Genomic DNA, 14322 nt, shown 5'->3' with positions numbered 1-14322 from the left:
CCCCTCCTACGACCCTGATCAGGGCCGAGTACAGATACAACTCACCACCTCTCGGATTCATTCCCCGGAATGGTTCACTCTCTTATTCGGAGCGGACCACCATTTTGGATGCAGGGACATGGATGCAGACAGGGATTGACATCTGATTCCAAGGTTGCGATGGTGCGTCTGGTGCGGGCTCGCGGCTGCGTCATGCCTGGCAATGCGGGCACCAGAAGACGTTGCGCTCGCTCGTCTCGCTCGCGCCCAGCGAGCCCGCCAGGATGGTGGTCCCGCACCGGCGGCAGGGCTGACCGTCGCGGCCATAGACCCAGAACGAACGACCGGGTCTCGAGTCTCCCGTGAAGGTGCGACCCGAGCGATTCCGATTGGCGATGATCATGCGCGCGCCGAGGTCCACCAGGGCGCGGGTGTCCAGCTCGTTCGCGGGCCGAGTGGGAAGGATACCGCGCACGAACAGCAGCTCGTTGGCGTATACGTTGCCGAACCCCGCGACGTTTCGCTGGTCGAGCACAGCGACGTGTGCCGGCCGCGTGTCGAGGGCGAGGCGGCGGGCGGCCTCTGCAGGGTCCCATCCCTCGCTGAGCGGGTCGGGCCCGAGATGGCCGATGATGCGTGCCTCATCGCGGGTGGGAAGAACCTCGACCATCGCCAGCTCGAAGCCCACGGCATCCCACTCGGGGTTGCCCACGATGGCGCGGGCCTTGAACGCCGGCTTCCGCCACCGCCCGCCCGAGCGGTATACGTGCCACTCGCCCTCCATCTTCAGATGCGAATGCAAGGTGTACTCGCCGATGCGGTGCAGCAGATGCTTGCCCATCGGCACGACCTCCCGCACGACCTCACCGCGGAGGTCGGCCGTCGCGCTGCCTGGCACGCGGATGTCGAATCGTGTGACCTCGCGCCCCGCGAGCGCTTCGTGCATGCGTTTCGCGGCGCGGAAGACGGTGTCGCCCTCAGGCACGTGCGGGGGCTCCCTGGCTCGCGGATGGGTCGGGGCTCGACTGCCGCCGAAGGGTCAAGCCGCGAGGCGACTCGACGAAGCCCGCGTCGCGCAGGGCGCGCGCGAAGGCGGTGCCGTAGACGAACTCGCCGTCGACCTGTTCGATCGTGATGGTGTCGAGCCTGCGCTGGCGCGAGGTCGCCGCGAGGCTGGCGGTGGCGGCGGCGAGGCGCCCCTCGTGGTCGGTGAACGCGAGCGCCGACTTGCCGCCTCGCTCCAGGTAGAGCACGAGGGACCCGTCGACCAGCACGACGAGCCCACCGGCCTTGCGTCCCGGTCGGTGCTTGACGCCCTCGATCGTCGGCCACGGCAGAGCGGCCCCATAGGGGTTGGCTGGGTCCGTGGCGGCGAGCGTGGTCGCCAGCAGAGGCTCCGGGTCGGCGAGGCCGGCGAACTGGCGCAGCCGGTCGACGGTCGCGGATGCCGCGAACTGGGCGGCGCCGAGCTTCTCGATCAGGTAGCCGCGCCGACAGTGTCCCGCCTGCTCGAACCCGGCGAGCGTGCGGTAGGCCTGGGCGAAACCACCGGGGAGTCCTTCTGCCTGCACGGACCCGCGGGTCACGACGCCGTAGCGGTCGAGCAGCAGGGATGCCGACGCGGTGGCGCGGAGCGCGGCGTCCGGTTCCGCGTCCGGCAGCAGCGACCACCGGCCGCCCATGGCCGGCGGCCGAGGGGGCGCGCTGGCCGTCAGACGGGGGAGCGTCGCGCCGCGGTACATCCGCGATCGGGGCGCCCGGCGGGCGACGCGATGCGCCTGCGACCCGCCGCCGATCAGGATGCGCACCGGAGCGAAGGTGTCGTTCGTCACCCGCCCCGACCAGGTGAGGTTCCACAGCGCCTCGATCACCGACTGCTCGTTCTCGGCGCCGGTCGCCTGGCGGAGCTGGGCCGCGAAGTAGGCGCCGCCGCCGGCGAGGGCCTCGAGGATGCGCGCATCGAGCGATTCCGGGGCGACCTCGTCGTCCGGCAGGGCGAGGGTCAGCGGCGCGGTGTCGGCCGGATGCAGGGCGATCCAGCCGTCCCGCCCGGGCAGGGAGCCGTGTCCCGACCACAGCACCTCGCCCGTCGCGGTGAGTTCGTCGAGCATGCCGGGGGAGTAGTCCCGCACCCGGCTCGGGAGGATCAGAGATTCCCACGCGCTGGCGGGGATCGGCACTCCGGCGAGCTGTTCGATCACGGCCGCGACGCCGTCGATGCCCTCGAGCGGACGTGCGAGGTGCTGCCAGTCGGGCAGGAAGCGCGCGAACGCCTCGGGCGAGACCGGCTCGACGCTGCCCCGGAGGGCTGCGAGCGAGCGCATGCGCAGCCTGCGGAGCACCTCGGTGTCGCACCACTCGGCCTCGTCGCGGTCGGTCGTCGATCCGGAGCCGTTCCCGGTCACTGTGTCGAACCCGGTCCCTGAGCCGTTCCCGGTCCCTGAGCCGTTCCCGGTCCCTGAGCCGGTCGAAGGGGGCAGGAAGAAGCCGCTCGTGAGCCTTCCCTGGCCCTCGAGTCGCTGCAGCGTGTGCCGGGCGACCGCGGTGCCGACGCCCAGCCAGCCGGCAAGGCCGTCGACGGTGAACGGGCCGTGGGTGCGCGCGTAGCGCGCGACGAGGTCGCCGAGCGGGTCGGGCATCGGCTCGAGGAAGGCGTTCGGGATGCCCACGGGCAGAGCGACGCCGAGAGCGTCGCGGAGGCGTCCGGCATCCTCTATCGCAGCGACCCGGCCTTCCCCCGCGAAGGTGACCCGGATGGCTCGACGATCGTCCACGAGGGCGGCGAGGTGGGCGGATGCCTCGGCGGCGTCGGCGTGCGGCCCCGTCTCCATGCCGACCGCGGAGTCGACGAAGGCGGCGGGCAGAAGGCGCGCCGCGACCTCCGCCGCGTCGAGGGGACCGAGCACGCGCAGCAGGTCCGCGACGCCCTCGACGCCCTTCACCCGACGCTCGGGATCGAGACGCTGCACCTCCGCCTCGAACTGCGCGATGACGTCGGGATCGAGCAGCTCGCGCATCTCCACGCGGCCGAGCAGCTCGCTCAGCAGCGCCGGGTCGACGGAGAGAGCAGCCGCGCGGCGCTCCGCGAGCGGCGAGTCGCCCTCGTACATGAACGCACCGACATATCCGAACAGCAGGTCGCGCGCGAAGGGCGAGGGCTGGCTCGTCTGGGTCTCCACGAGACGGATGCGCCGCTCGGCGATCCCGCGCGTCAGGCGCAGCAGGGCCGGTAGGTCGTAGACGTCCTGCAGCACCTCCCGGAGCGTCTCGAGGATGATCGGGAACGTCGGGTGCCGGCGCGCGACCTCGAGCAGCTGGGCCGAACGCTGGCGCTGCTGCCAGAGCGGGCTGCGCTTGTTCGGGTTGACACGGGGCATCAGCAGGGCCCGCGCCGCGCACTCGCGGAAGCGTGACGCGAAGAGCGCCGACCCTCCGACCTCGTCGGTGACGATCTGCTCGAGTTCCTCGGCCTCGAAGACGAACAGCTCGGCTCCCGGCGGTTCGGCCGCGGCATCCGGCACCCGCGCGATGATGCCGTCGTCGCTCGCCACGGCCGATCCCTCAACCCCGAGCCGCTCGCGGATGCGGGCGTTGACCGCCAGCGCCCACGGTGCGTGCACACTCATGCCGTACGGGGAATGCAGGATGACGCGCCAGTCGCCGACCTCGTCGCGTGACCGTTCGACCGTCAGCGTGCGGTCGGTGGGGAGGCTGCCGGTCGCCTCGCGCTGCTCGGACAGGTAGGCCAGCAGATTGTCGGATGCCCGCTCGTCGAGCCCCGCCTCACGCAGGCGGTCCTCGGCCTTCGGGCGCGGGGCGGTAGACACATCCCGCGAGAACTTGCCCAGCGCCTCGCCCAGCTCGGCGGGTCTCCCGAGGCCGTCGCCGTGCCAGAACGGCAGCTTGCCCGGCTGGCCGTAGGCGGGCAGCACGTTCACGCGGTCGTGCGTGATCTCGACGATGCGCCAGCTGGTCGTGCCGAGGGTGAACACGTCGTTGACGCGGGACTCGTAGACCATCTCCTCATCGAGCTCGCCGACGCGCGCGTTGCGGGCCTCGCCGGCGACGAATACTCCGAAGAGTCCGCGGTCCGGGATCGTTCCGCCGCTCGTGACCGCGAGGCGCTGGGCTCCGGGCCGTCCGGTGATGGTGCCCTGATCGCGGTCCCAGACGACGCGCGGCCGCAGCTCGGCGAACTCGTCGGAGGGGTAGCGCCCCGCAAGCAGGTCGAGTGTCGCCTCGTACGCGCTGCGGGGGAGGGTGCGGAACGGGGCGCTGCGCTTGATCGTCTCGAACCAGTCCTCGACGTCGATCGCCCCGAGAGCGGATGCCGCGACCGTCTGCTGCGCGAGGATGTCGAGCGGGTTCTGCGGCACCGAGATCGCCTCGATCTGGCCGGCCAGCATCCGCTCGGTGACGATCGCCGTGTGCAGCACATCGCCGCGGTGTTTGGGGAAGAGCGCGGCCCGGCTCACCTCGCCCACCTGGTGGCCCGCGCGGCCGACGCGCTGCAGTCCGCTCGCCGCGCTCGGCGGAGCCTCGACCTGGATGACGAGGTCGACCGCGCCCATGTCGATGCCGAGCTCGAGGCTGCTCGTGGCGACGACGCAGCGGAGCCGGCCCGACTTGAGCTCGTCCTCGACCTGGGCGCGCTGCTCCTTGGAGACCGAGCCGTGGTGGGCCTTCGCAAGCACCGGATCGGCGCCGGGGCTCACGCCCGCCTGCGCGACCATGGCCGCGGGCATCTTCGCGGCCCCGCGCTCACCATCGGTCGCTGAGCTTGTCGAAGCGTCGAGCCCCAGCCGCTCGGCGTAGATCTCGTTCAGCCGTCCCGTCAACCGCTCGGCGAGCCGCCGTGAGTTGGAGAAGACGATCGTCGAACGGTGCTCCAGGATGCGGTCGACGATCGCCTCCTCGACGTGTGGCCAGATCGAGCGCGTCACTTCGGTGCTCTCCGCACGAGGGGAATCGGGCGCGAACCAGTCGTCGTCCGATGCGCCGGCGGGCGGGTTCGGGTCCGCACCCGCGGCCGGCGGCGGGTTGAGCATGTCGTCGACCGGCACGACGACCCGCAGGTCGAAGGCCTTGGTCGAGCGCGGAGCGACGATCTCCACCGGCGCGGAGCCGCCGAGGAACCGCGCGACCTCGTCGATCGGCCGCACCGTCGCCGAGAGGCCGATGCGCTGCGCCGGCTTCTCCAGGATGGCATCGAGCCGCTCGAGGCTCACGGCGAGGTGCGCGCCGCGCTTGGTCGCGGCCACCGCGTGCACCTCATCGACGATGACGGTGTGCACGCCCTTCAGCGTCTCGCCCGCCTGACTCGTGAGCATCAGGTACAGAGACTCGGGCGTCGTGATCAAGATGTCGGGCGGATGCTGCACCAGCTGCCGCCGCTCCGACGACGTCGTGTCGCCGGAACGGACGCCGACGCTGACCGCCGGCGACTCGATGCCCAGCCGCCGCGCGGCCTGGGCGATGCCGACGAGCGGCGAGCGCAGGTTGCGCTCCACGTCGACGCCCAGTGCCTTGAGGGGAGAGACGTACAGGATGCTGGTGCGCTCGGGGTCGCGGTCGATTCGCCTGCGGCCTCGCCGGGAGGTGCCCGGGTCCGGGGCAGCCGGTGTCGCGGCATCCTTCTCATGGAACACCCGGTCGATGGCCCACAGGAATGCGGACAGCGTCTTGCCGGATCCGGTCGGCGCCACCACGAGAGCATGCTTGCCGTGCGAGATCGCGTCCCACGCACCGACCTGGGCGGGGGTCGGAGTGGCGAATGCGCCGCGGAACCATTCCCGCGTCGCGGGACCGAACCGCTCGAGCACATCGGCCATCCCTCCATCTTCGACCATGCCACCGACACCGGGGTGGGCTTGCGTTCCGCCCGCCGACGGGGGAGACGTCCGTCGCGAGACGGATGTGGCCGCCTCGGGCGCTGCGTAGCGTCGGAGCCATGGACGACAACGACCCGAAAGAGAAGGACCCGGTCACCCAGGCCCCTACGGGGTTGGCCGGCGGCATCGGGATCGGTATGGCCGTGGGCGCCGGAATCGGGGTCGCGATGGGCAACCTCGCGCTCGGGATCGGCATCGGACTCGCACTGGGAGTCGCGATCGGGGTCTTCCTCGATTCCGCCAGGGATCGCACGAAGTCCGACCGCGCGGCCGCGTCGCACGACGGCGGGTCCGCCTCGACCGGTGACCGGGAACCCGGAAGCTCGGGCGGGAACGGCCGAGGCCGAGGGGGGAGCGGCGACGGCGCGGGTGACGGCGGGGCCGGCGGCGGGAGCGGCGGTGACGCTGGAAGCGCCGGAAGTGGCGGAGAGGGCGGAGGCGGAGCCGGCTGACCTGCGGTCACATCCGCGCCTACACCGGCCGCATCCCCCCACCCATCACGAAGCCTCCGTGAGCGATCCGTCGGCCGAGAGCGCCAGGCGCAGGTCGAGACCGAGCCGTGCGAGGAACGCGTCGTCGTGGCTCACGACGAGCACCGCGCCGCGGTAGGCCGCCAGCGCCTCGACGAGTCTCTGGACGGTGTCGAGGTCGAGGTTGTTCGTCGGCTCGTCGAGCACGAGCAGCTGCGGCGGGGGATCCGCGAGCAGCAGCCGGGCCAGCGCGACGCGGAAGCGCTCGCCGCCTGAGAGCGTCACGACGGGTCGCTCCACCGCGTCGCCTCGGATGAGGAACCGCGCCAGCCGGTTGCGCAGGTCCCGGTCGGGAACGGTGGTGGCGGTCGCCCGCACGTTCTCCATCACCGAGGCTGCGTCATCCAGCCCGTCCACTCTCTGGGGAAGGTAGCCGATGCGGTCGGTGTGCGCGACACAATGCAGGAGCTCCGTAGGCAGATGCCCACGCATACCGGATCCATCGCCCGCCGCCGCAGGATCTCCTGCGTCTTGCACGTCGGACCCGGAGACCCACCCCGACCCGGCACGGCCCCGAACAAGACGCTCGAGCAGCGTCGTCTTGCCCACCCCGTTCGCCCCGACGAGGGCAACCCGCTCGGGTCCCTGCACGATCCATTGGCGCGCGCCGTCGCTGATCGTTGCGATCCGGCGGCTCGTAGGCACATCAGGATCGGGCAGATCGATGCGGATGGCCTCGTCGTCGCGCACACGCCGCTCGGCGGCATCCAGCGCCGATCGCGCCGATCCTTCCTTCTCCAGCATCTCGATCCGCAGCTTGCCCGCCGAGACCTGTGCCGACCGCTTGCGCGCGTTCGCGACGATCTTCGGCACGCGCTTCTCGATCTCGGCCTTGCGGCCCGTGCGCGCCCGGTGTGCCAGCTTGGTCTCGGTCTCGATGCGCTCGCGCTTCTCCCGGCGCACCAGCTGTGCCGCCGCGCGCTCGGCCTGCTGAGCGGCCGACTGCTCGGCATCCAGCCAGGTCCGCCACTCCGAGTACCGGCCGCCGAAGAAGGACAGCTCGCTCTCGTAGAGCTCGGCGGTGTCGTCCATCAGCTCGAGGAGCGCGATGTCGTGACTGACGACGACCAGGGCGCCGCGCCATCCGCCGACCATGTCGTACAGGCGGGCCCGCGCGTCGCGATCGAGGTTGTTCGTGGGCTCGTCGAGCAGGGTGATCGGCGCCCGGCGCAGGCGGATGCCGGCGATCGCCGCGAGCACCGCCTCACCGCCGGACAGGGTTCCGACGCGGCGGTCGAGGGCCTCGGCCGGAAGCCCCGCCTCGCGGAGCGCGGCATGGGCGCGAGTCTCGATGTCCCAGTCGCTGCCGACCGCATCGAAATGCCGGGGGTCGACGTCGCCCGACTCGATCGCCCGCAGCGCGAGAAGCGCCTCGGACACCCCGAGCAGGTCTGCGACGGGACGGTCCACGTCGAGGGTGAGGCGCTGCGGCAGGTACGCGACGTCGCCTTCGGCGAGGACCGCGCCCGCCGTCGGCGACAGCTCGCCGGCGCCGAGACGCAGCAGGGTCGATTTGCCGGAGCCGTTACGTCCGGTCAGCCCGGTGCGTGCGTCGCCGAATGCGCCGGAGACGTCCGCCAGGGCGACGGACCCATCGGGCCAGACGAACGAGACCCGGTCGAAGAGGAGTGCAGAGGAGTGCGTGGGCATGGTGGTGCTCCCGGTGTGAAAGTGGATGCACTGACACCGGTACCCCGGAACGGGGCGTGCTCACGCGAATGGGGAGCGTCGACGGGTCAGCGCGCGGATGCGGGCGCGGAGGCGTCGATCAGTCTCACCGGAGGATCCTCACGTAGGGAACAGGGAGCGTTCAGTGTAGAGGATGCCGGCATCGCCGCGCAATCAACCCCACGCTCCCTCGCTCCGCTACTTCAGCTGCCCTCGCACCTCTCCGCCGGGATACGTCGGGGTGTGGACGTTGACGTAATAGTCGCGCGGGTCCTCCTCGATGGACGCCAGCAGCGCCGGGTCGGCCGTGACGCAGGCGCTGATGTCGAAGCTCGTCCCTGTGCCGACGCTCAGTGGGATGACGACGGGCCCGGCCGTCCTCCGATCGCCCACGTGGATGTGCGCCGCGACGGCCGGCGCGGTGAGCCCGTCGACCTCGAGCGTGTAGCAGAACCGGTCGCCGTCGATGTCGTACGAGAAGAAGCCGTGCCCGCCGCCGTCGGCGCCGGTCGTCTCCTGACCGTTGTTCAGCGGGATCGCGGGAGCGGCCTGAGCCGCCACGGCTCCGCCGAGCGTGAGCGCCGAGACCGCCGCAGCGGCGAAGGCGGCGCGTGTGATGCGGTGCATGATGTGTCCTCACTTCGTTGTTCCGGCCCGCGCCGGGTGTGCGCGGGCAGGGGTCGACACGACGCCGTGTCCCCTCCCCCTGATCCGCACGGTACGCCGCGCGCGCGGGCTCTACAAGGTCGCTTCGAGACGCTTGTCGAGGAAGACCCGCACGTCGGCGAGCTCCTGATCGGACACGCTGTGCGTGAGGCCGGGGTAGACCCGCCCGCTCAGGGTGGAGTGCCCCGGGAGCCAGTCGGTGGTGTGAGCGATGAGGAACTCGGGGATGACGTCGTCGTGCGTTCCGCGCCCCCAGAAAACCGGTGGCCGCAGCTCGGCGAGTTCGGCGTCTCCCGGCAGTTCACCGGGCGCGGCGTAGCCGCTGAGATTGACGACGAAGCCGAATCGCGCCGGCTCGAGCCGCAGCGCCTGCAGGGCGACCGACGCGCCCTGGGAGAAGCCGAGCAGGCCGATGGATGCGGCGTCGCGGCCGGCCTCGCCGAGCCACCCGATCAGCTGCCGGGCGGCGAGCGTGACCGTCGCCGGGTCGCCGTTGCCGATCCCCTCGATCGCGTACCAGGAGTATCCGGGCGCCGGCCACGGCGGCGCCAGCGGAGCACGGACCGCCGCGACCACGAACTCGGGCGGAAGGTACGGGACGAGCCCGAAGAGATCGCGCTCGTCCGCCCCGTACCCGTGCAGCAGCACCAGCAGGGGCCGGCCGGCGCGCTCGCCCGGCTCGGCGGACCACAGCGCCAGGGAGTCGTCGAGGGAGCTGATCTCGGCCATCCGCCCATCCTGCCACCGCCCGCTGACAGCGCCGGGGCGCCGGCGCTTCCGGCCCGCCCGCGTGCCGGATTCAGGATCGATGTGGCTGGAGTGACGGGAGTGTCCGCGGTCGCCACCGCGGAGCCCCACCCGCCACACGGTGCCTGAGCGCGGTACAGCCGCCTGGCGCGCCGCTGCACCCACCGCGCGGGGCGGCCCGCGCCGCGCGCGCGCCCCGCGCCGCGCGCATCCCAGAACGCTGGGGTATACAAGAGGGATGCCGGTACGCACGCCTGACCCCGATCCGAACAACCGGGACGATGAGAACGAGAACAACGGCCGCAGCCGCCCCGATGGCCTCGGCGACGGGACGTTCGGCTCTCCGGCGCCCGGCAGCGCCTCGAACCCCGGCTGGCTGACCGAGATCGAACTGGCCGAGGCGCGCCGTCGGCTGCCGATCCTCTACGTCGAGGCCGTGCCCGTGCGCACGGACGGCGTCGGGGCGGTGACCGAGGTGGGGATCCTGCTCCGCGCCACGCCTCTCGGCGAGATCAACCGCTCGCTCGTCAGCGGGCGCGTCCGGTACGGCGAGTCGGTGCGGGATGCCCTGTTCCGCCACCTCGAGAACGACCTGGGTCCTATGGCCTTCCCCCTGCTGCCGCCGCAGCCGGTGCCGTTCACGGTCGCCGAGTACTTCCCGATGCCGGGGCTCTCGGCGTTCCACGACGACCGCCAGCACGCGGTGGCGCTGGCGTTCGTGGTGCCCGTCACCGGCACGTGCGAACCTCGTCAGGACGCGCTGGAGGTGACGTGGATGTCGCCCGCCGAGGCGGCATCCGAATCGCTCGCCTCCGAGATGGAGGGCGGCCGCGGCACCCTCGTGCGCATGGCTCTGGCCAGCGTCGGCGCGCTGCGGTAGCCGCCTACGCTCCCTGCGGCACCACCGTGAGCACCCGCAGCACGAAGGTGTAGTACTGGCTCATGAAGTCGGCGAGGAACGCGCGCGTCCCCTCATCCGTCACGTCGCCGTCATCCGTGATCAGGCCTTCCTTCATCTGCAGGTACCCCTCGACGGAATTGAACATCGGCGAGTTGCAGAACGCCATCATGCCCTTCAGGCTCTGCTGCGCGACCGCGGTGCCGATGGCTCCGATCGAGGCGCCGATCACCCCCGACGGCTTGCCCCGGAACGAGTTCGTGCCCCATGGCCGGCTCGCCCAGTCGATGGCGTTCTTGAGCGCACCCGGGACCGCCCTGTTGTACTCCGGGGTGATGAAGAGGATCGCGTCGACGTCGGCGATCGCCTGCTTGAGCGCGCGGCCCTCTGGCGGGTAGTCGGCGTCGTAGTCGTAGCTGTAGAGCGGCAGGTCGCCAATGGGGATCTCGCGGAACTGGAGCTCTTCCGGTGCCAGGCGGATCAGCGCCTTCGACAGGGTGCGATTGATCGACGCCTTCGCGAGGCTGCCGATGATGAGGCCGACGGTGTACGGCGGCTCGTGCTGGATGATCTCGGTCATGTCGACCTCCTGTGGTCTGGACGGACCTTCAGGATCGCCGATCTCGCGCCCGTCGTCAGGGGGGTGCCGCGCTGCGGGGAGGAGTGGAAGACTGATCGTCCGAGCGCGCGGAGTGCGGCATCCTGAGTCTTCTCTGGGAGCCGGGACGGGATGCCGTGACCGGCGTAGCCTTGCCCCATGAGTCCCGCACGATCCGCCTCGCACCGCCGCGCGCTCGCATGGACGGCAGCGATTGCCGTGCCCCTCCTGGCCGGAGCGGCCGTCGTGGTGCCGATGGCCGCCAGCGGCGCGGTCGACCTCCCGGACAAGACCGTCGAGGAGCTGCTCGAGTTCGCCGCGGCGAGCGACGTCGATGCGATGAGCGGCACGATCGCGCAGTCCTCCGAGCTCGGGCTTCCCGACTTCGGCGGGCTGATGGGCTCCGAGAACGACCGCGGTCCAGGAGCCGAGTCGACCCCCGCGGACATCGAGGATTTCATCGCGCTCGCCACGGGCACCCACACCGCCAACGTCTTCCTCGACGGCGAGCGCGCCCGCCTGCAGGTGCTCGACACGCTGGCCGAACGCAACGTCTACCTCGACGGCGAGGCCGAGGAGGCGTGGTACGTCGACAGCGAGACGCAGACCGCCACCCGCTTCACGCTGTCATCGGATGCCGATCCGGAGCAGTACGGCATGGGCGAGAAGCCGGATGAGGTGCAGACCCCCGATCAGGTGATGGACGATGCGCTCGCGCGGCTCGACGAGACCACCGAGGTCACCGTCGGCACCGACGCGCTCGTTGCAGGACGGGAGGTGTACGAGCTGGTCCTCGCGCCGCGCACGGAGGACACCCTGGTCGGCGAGCTGCGGTTCGCGGTCGACGGCGAGACCGGAGTGGCGCTCGCAGCCTCTATCACGGCGCGAGGCGCATCCGCGCCGGCGTTCGAGATCGCCTTCAGCCGGGTGAGCTTCGACGCCCCGAATGCCGCATCACTGACCTTCACGCCCGGCGACGACATCGCCGTGGTGGATGAGGAGATCCCGCTCCCGACCCCGGACGAGTGGGCGCAGGCGCACTCGAAGGGCGCGCAGGCGGATGCCGCGGCCCCGACCGTCGTCGGCGAAGGCTGGTCGGCCGTCGTGGAGCTTTCCGGGACGCGCGAGTCCGAGGGACTCCAGGGCCTCGACCCCGAGCAGCTCCAGATGCTCGACGCCATCACGTCCGCGGTGGACGGCGGGCGGGTGCTGCAGACCTCGCTTCTCACCGTGCTGATCACCGACGACGGGCGCGTGCTCGCCGGCGCCGTGCCGGCGGACCGGCTCGTCGAGGTCGCCCAGACCGGTCGCTGACGGTCCTCCGGTGACGACCTCGACCTCCGTGGCCGACCTCGCCATCGAGACCAGCGGCCTCACGAAGCGGTTTCGCGCGCAGACGGCGGTCGACGGCGTCGACCTCGCCGTGCCACGGGGCGCCGTGTTCGGATTCTTGGGGCCGAACGGGTCGGGCAAAACCACCACGATCCGCATGCTGCTCGGCCTGCTGCGCGCGACGGGTGGCGAAGCCACGGTGCTCGGATCTCCGATGCCGCGGGGCCTTGATTCCGTGCTGCCGCGGGTCGGGGCGCTCGTCGAGGGACCAGCCTTCTCGCCGTTTCTGACCGGCGAGCAGAACCTGCGGCGATTCGATGCCGCCGACAGGCACTCGACGTCCGGCACCCGCGAGGCGCGTGTCGCCACCGCGCTCGATCGCGTCGGGCTCTCGAGTGCGGCGAAGAAGAAGGCGCACGCCTATTCGCTCGGCATGAAGCAGCGCCTCGGCCTCGCCAACGCGCTGCTGATGCCGCGGGAACTGCTCGTGCTCGACGAACCGACCAACGGGCTCGACCCGCAGGGCACCCGCGAGGTGCGTTCGCTGATCCGGTCGTTCGCCGCCGACGGCACGACCGTGTTCGTCTCCAGCCACCTGCTCGCCGAGGTCGAACAGCTCTGCACGCACGTGGGGGTCATGAGCGGCGGCAGGCTCGTCGCCCAGGGCACGCTCGAGGACTTCCGGCGGTCGGGCGCGCGTGCGCGCATCGAGGTGCGCACCCCGGATGTCGATGCGGCCCGGGTGGTGCTCAGCCGGCTCGGGGTCGAGGTGGACGGCGGGCACGCGGCATCCGATCTCGATCGGATCGCGGGCGTGATGCCCGACTCGCGCGCCCCCGAGGAGATCGTGGTGGCGCTCGTGACCGGGGGAGTGCGCGTGCGCGGCTTCGAGGTCGTCGGCGCGAGCCTCGAGCAGCGCTTCGTCGAGCTCACGGGGGAGGGCTTCGATGTCGTCCTCTGAGGTGGCGGTGCCGGTGGCGGCCGACCGGTCCGCGGGCGGAGAGGTGACCGGCTCGGGGACGCTGCGCCTGCTGGGCAACGAGATCGCCACGCTGTTCCGCCGATGGCGGACGTGGGCGATGCTCGCCGCCCTCGGGATGATCCCCGTGCTGCTGGCGATCGCGATCCGCCTCGTCGGGGGTTCGAGCCCCGGCCGCGGTCCCGCCTTCCTCGATCAGATCTCCAACAACGGGCTGTTCGTCGCGCTGGCGGCGACGGCCGTCGCCATCCCGCTGTTCCTTCCCCTCACGGTGAGCGTCGCGGCGGGGGATGCGATCGCCGGGGAGGCGAGCCACGGCACGCTCCGCTACCTCTTGATCGCGCCGGCCGGGCGCATCCGCCTTCTGATCGTCAAGTACGTCGCCGCCGCGGTGTTCTGCCTGGCCGCGACGTTGACGCTCGTCACTGTCGGCATGCTCATCGGGGCCGCGCTCTTCCCGATCGGGCCGGTGACGCTGCTCTCGGGAGTTCAGGTCTCGGTGGGCGAGGGTCTGCTCCGCCTCCTGCTGATCGGCGCGTACGCGTCGGTGTCGCTACTCGGTCTCTCGGCGATCGGCCTCTTCTTCTCGACGCTGACGACCGTGCCGATCGGCGCGATGGCGGCGACCGCCATCCTGGCGGTCGCGTCGCAGATCGTCGGAGCGATCCCGCAGTTGGAGGCGCTGCATCCATGGCTCTTCACCGACCTGTGGCTGGACTTCGCCGACCTGCTCCGCGCCCCGATCGTCTGGGATTCGTTCATCGCCAACGCCGCGCTGCAGGGCGGCTACATCCTGGTCTTCGGTGCGGCGGCCATCGCCCGCTTCCTCACGAAGGACGTGCTGTCCTAGCGACTCCGGTCGTGGGCGCCGCTCGTGGTGACGCCTCTCGCTGCGCGTCGCGCTGCTGTTTCCTGTCGGCGCGGCGTTGGTTCGCGCCGCGTCCGGCGAGAAGTGCAGCGCGAGCGTCGTCCGTGGACGGACCCAGCGTCACACTGCGACCGGGCCCAGCGTCACGCGCCGGCCGGGAGCGAGC

Annotated in this window: 11 protein-coding genes; 5 read left to right on the top strand and 6 right to left on the bottom strand. The window is 71.5% G+C overall.

The features are described from left to right. Nucleotides 1-190 precede the first annotated feature (190 nt). Both ACPW96_RS01645 and ACPW96_RS01640 read right to left on the bottom strand, forming a co-directional pair. A complete protein-coding gene (locus tag ACPW96_RS01645) occupies nucleotides 191-964 on the bottom strand; it encodes a DNA-formamidopyrimidine glycosylase family protein (protein ID WP_425881781.1) in 774 nt (257 codons plus the stop codon). Beyond that, entirely contained in the window at nucleotides 957-5810 is a 4854-nt protein-coding gene (locus ACPW96_RS01640) for an ATP-dependent helicase (protein WP_425881780.1), read from the bottom strand. The genes ACPW96_RS01645 and ACPW96_RS01640 overlap by 8 nt, the downstream gene beginning before the upstream one ends. Before the next feature lie 119 nt (nucleotides 5811-5929). Here ACPW96_RS01640 and ACPW96_RS01635 point away from each other — a divergent pair, with 119 nt between their 5' ends. Continuing rightward, nucleotides 5930-6322 (top strand): hypothetical protein, encoded by a 393-nt coding sequence (locus tag ACPW96_RS01635; RefSeq protein WP_425881779.1) that lies wholly within the window; start codon nucleotides 5930-5932, stop codon nucleotides 6320-6322. A gap of 45 nt (nucleotides 6323-6367) precedes the next feature. On the opposite strand, the gene ACPW96_RS01630 is transcribed toward ACPW96_RS01635, so the two are convergent. The 3 genes from ACPW96_RS01630 to ACPW96_RS01620 form a co-directional block, all read right to left on the bottom strand. Beyond that, entirely contained in the window at nucleotides 6368-8050 is a 1683-nt protein-coding gene (locus tag ACPW96_RS01630; RefSeq protein WP_425881778.1) for an ABC-F family ATP-binding cassette domain-containing protein, read from the bottom strand. Nucleotides 8051-8266: 216 nt separating this feature from the next. Next, entirely contained in the window at nucleotides 8267-8695 is a 429-nt protein-coding gene (locus ACPW96_RS01625; RefSeq protein WP_425819827.1) for a CHRD domain-containing protein, read from the bottom strand. A gap of 111 nt (nucleotides 8696-8806) precedes the next feature. Next, on the bottom strand, nucleotides 8807-9463 hold the full coding sequence (locus tag ACPW96_RS01620) for an alpha/beta hydrolase (protein WP_425881777.1): 657 nt from the start codon (nucleotides 9461-9463) through the stop codon (nucleotides 8807-8809). Between the two features lie 256 nt (nucleotides 9464-9719). Here ACPW96_RS01620 and ACPW96_RS01615 point away from each other — a divergent pair, with 256 nt between their 5' ends. Then, the gene (locus ACPW96_RS01615) at nucleotides 9720-10361 is read left to right on the top strand and encodes an NUDIX hydrolase family protein (protein ID WP_425819831.1); all 642 of its coding nucleotides are present in this window, start codon (nucleotides 9720-9722) and stop codon (nucleotides 10359-10361) included. Between the two features lie 4 nt (nucleotides 10362-10365). On the opposite strand, the gene ACPW96_RS01610 is transcribed toward ACPW96_RS01615, so the two are convergent. Continuing rightward, nucleotides 10366-10959 carry an NADPH-dependent FMN reductase gene (locus ACPW96_RS01610; protein WP_425819833.1) on the bottom strand — a complete coding sequence of 198 codons (594 nt, stop codon included), beginning with the start codon at nucleotides 10957-10959 and terminating at the stop codon, nucleotides 10366-10368. 177 nt (nucleotides 10960-11136) lie between these two features. Between ACPW96_RS01610 and ACPW96_RS01605 the strand changes: the two genes are divergently transcribed. The 3 genes from ACPW96_RS01605 to ACPW96_RS01595 are packed head-to-tail and all read left to right on the top strand — an operon-like array spanning nucleotide 11137 to nucleotide 14138. Then, nucleotides 11137-12291 (top strand): LolA family protein, encoded by a 1155-nt coding sequence (locus ACPW96_RS01605; RefSeq protein ID WP_425881776.1) that lies wholly within the window; start codon nucleotides 11137-11139, stop codon nucleotides 12289-12291. A 10-nt stretch (nucleotides 12292-12301) separates the two neighbouring features. Next, the gene (locus ACPW96_RS01600; protein WP_425819837.1) at nucleotides 12302-13270 is read left to right on the top strand and encodes an ATP-binding cassette domain-containing protein; all 969 of its coding nucleotides are present in this window, start codon (nucleotides 12302-12304) and stop codon (nucleotides 13268-13270) included. Further along, a complete protein-coding gene (locus ACPW96_RS01595; protein WP_425819839.1) occupies nucleotides 13257-14138 on the top strand; it encodes an ABC transporter permease in 882 nt (293 codons plus the stop codon). Before ACPW96_RS01600 ends, ACPW96_RS01595 begins: the two co-directional genes overlap by 14 nt. Nucleotides 14139-14322 lie beyond the last annotated feature (184 nt).

The organism is Micromonospora sp. DT81.3, from assembly GCF_049847225.1.
Taxonomy (GTDB): Bacteria; Actinomycetota; Actinomycetes; order Actinomycetales; family Microbacteriaceae; genus Microbacterium.
The sequence above is the reverse complement of the archived record's forward strand: the minus strand, read 5'-3'. Positions and strand labels throughout refer to the sequence as shown.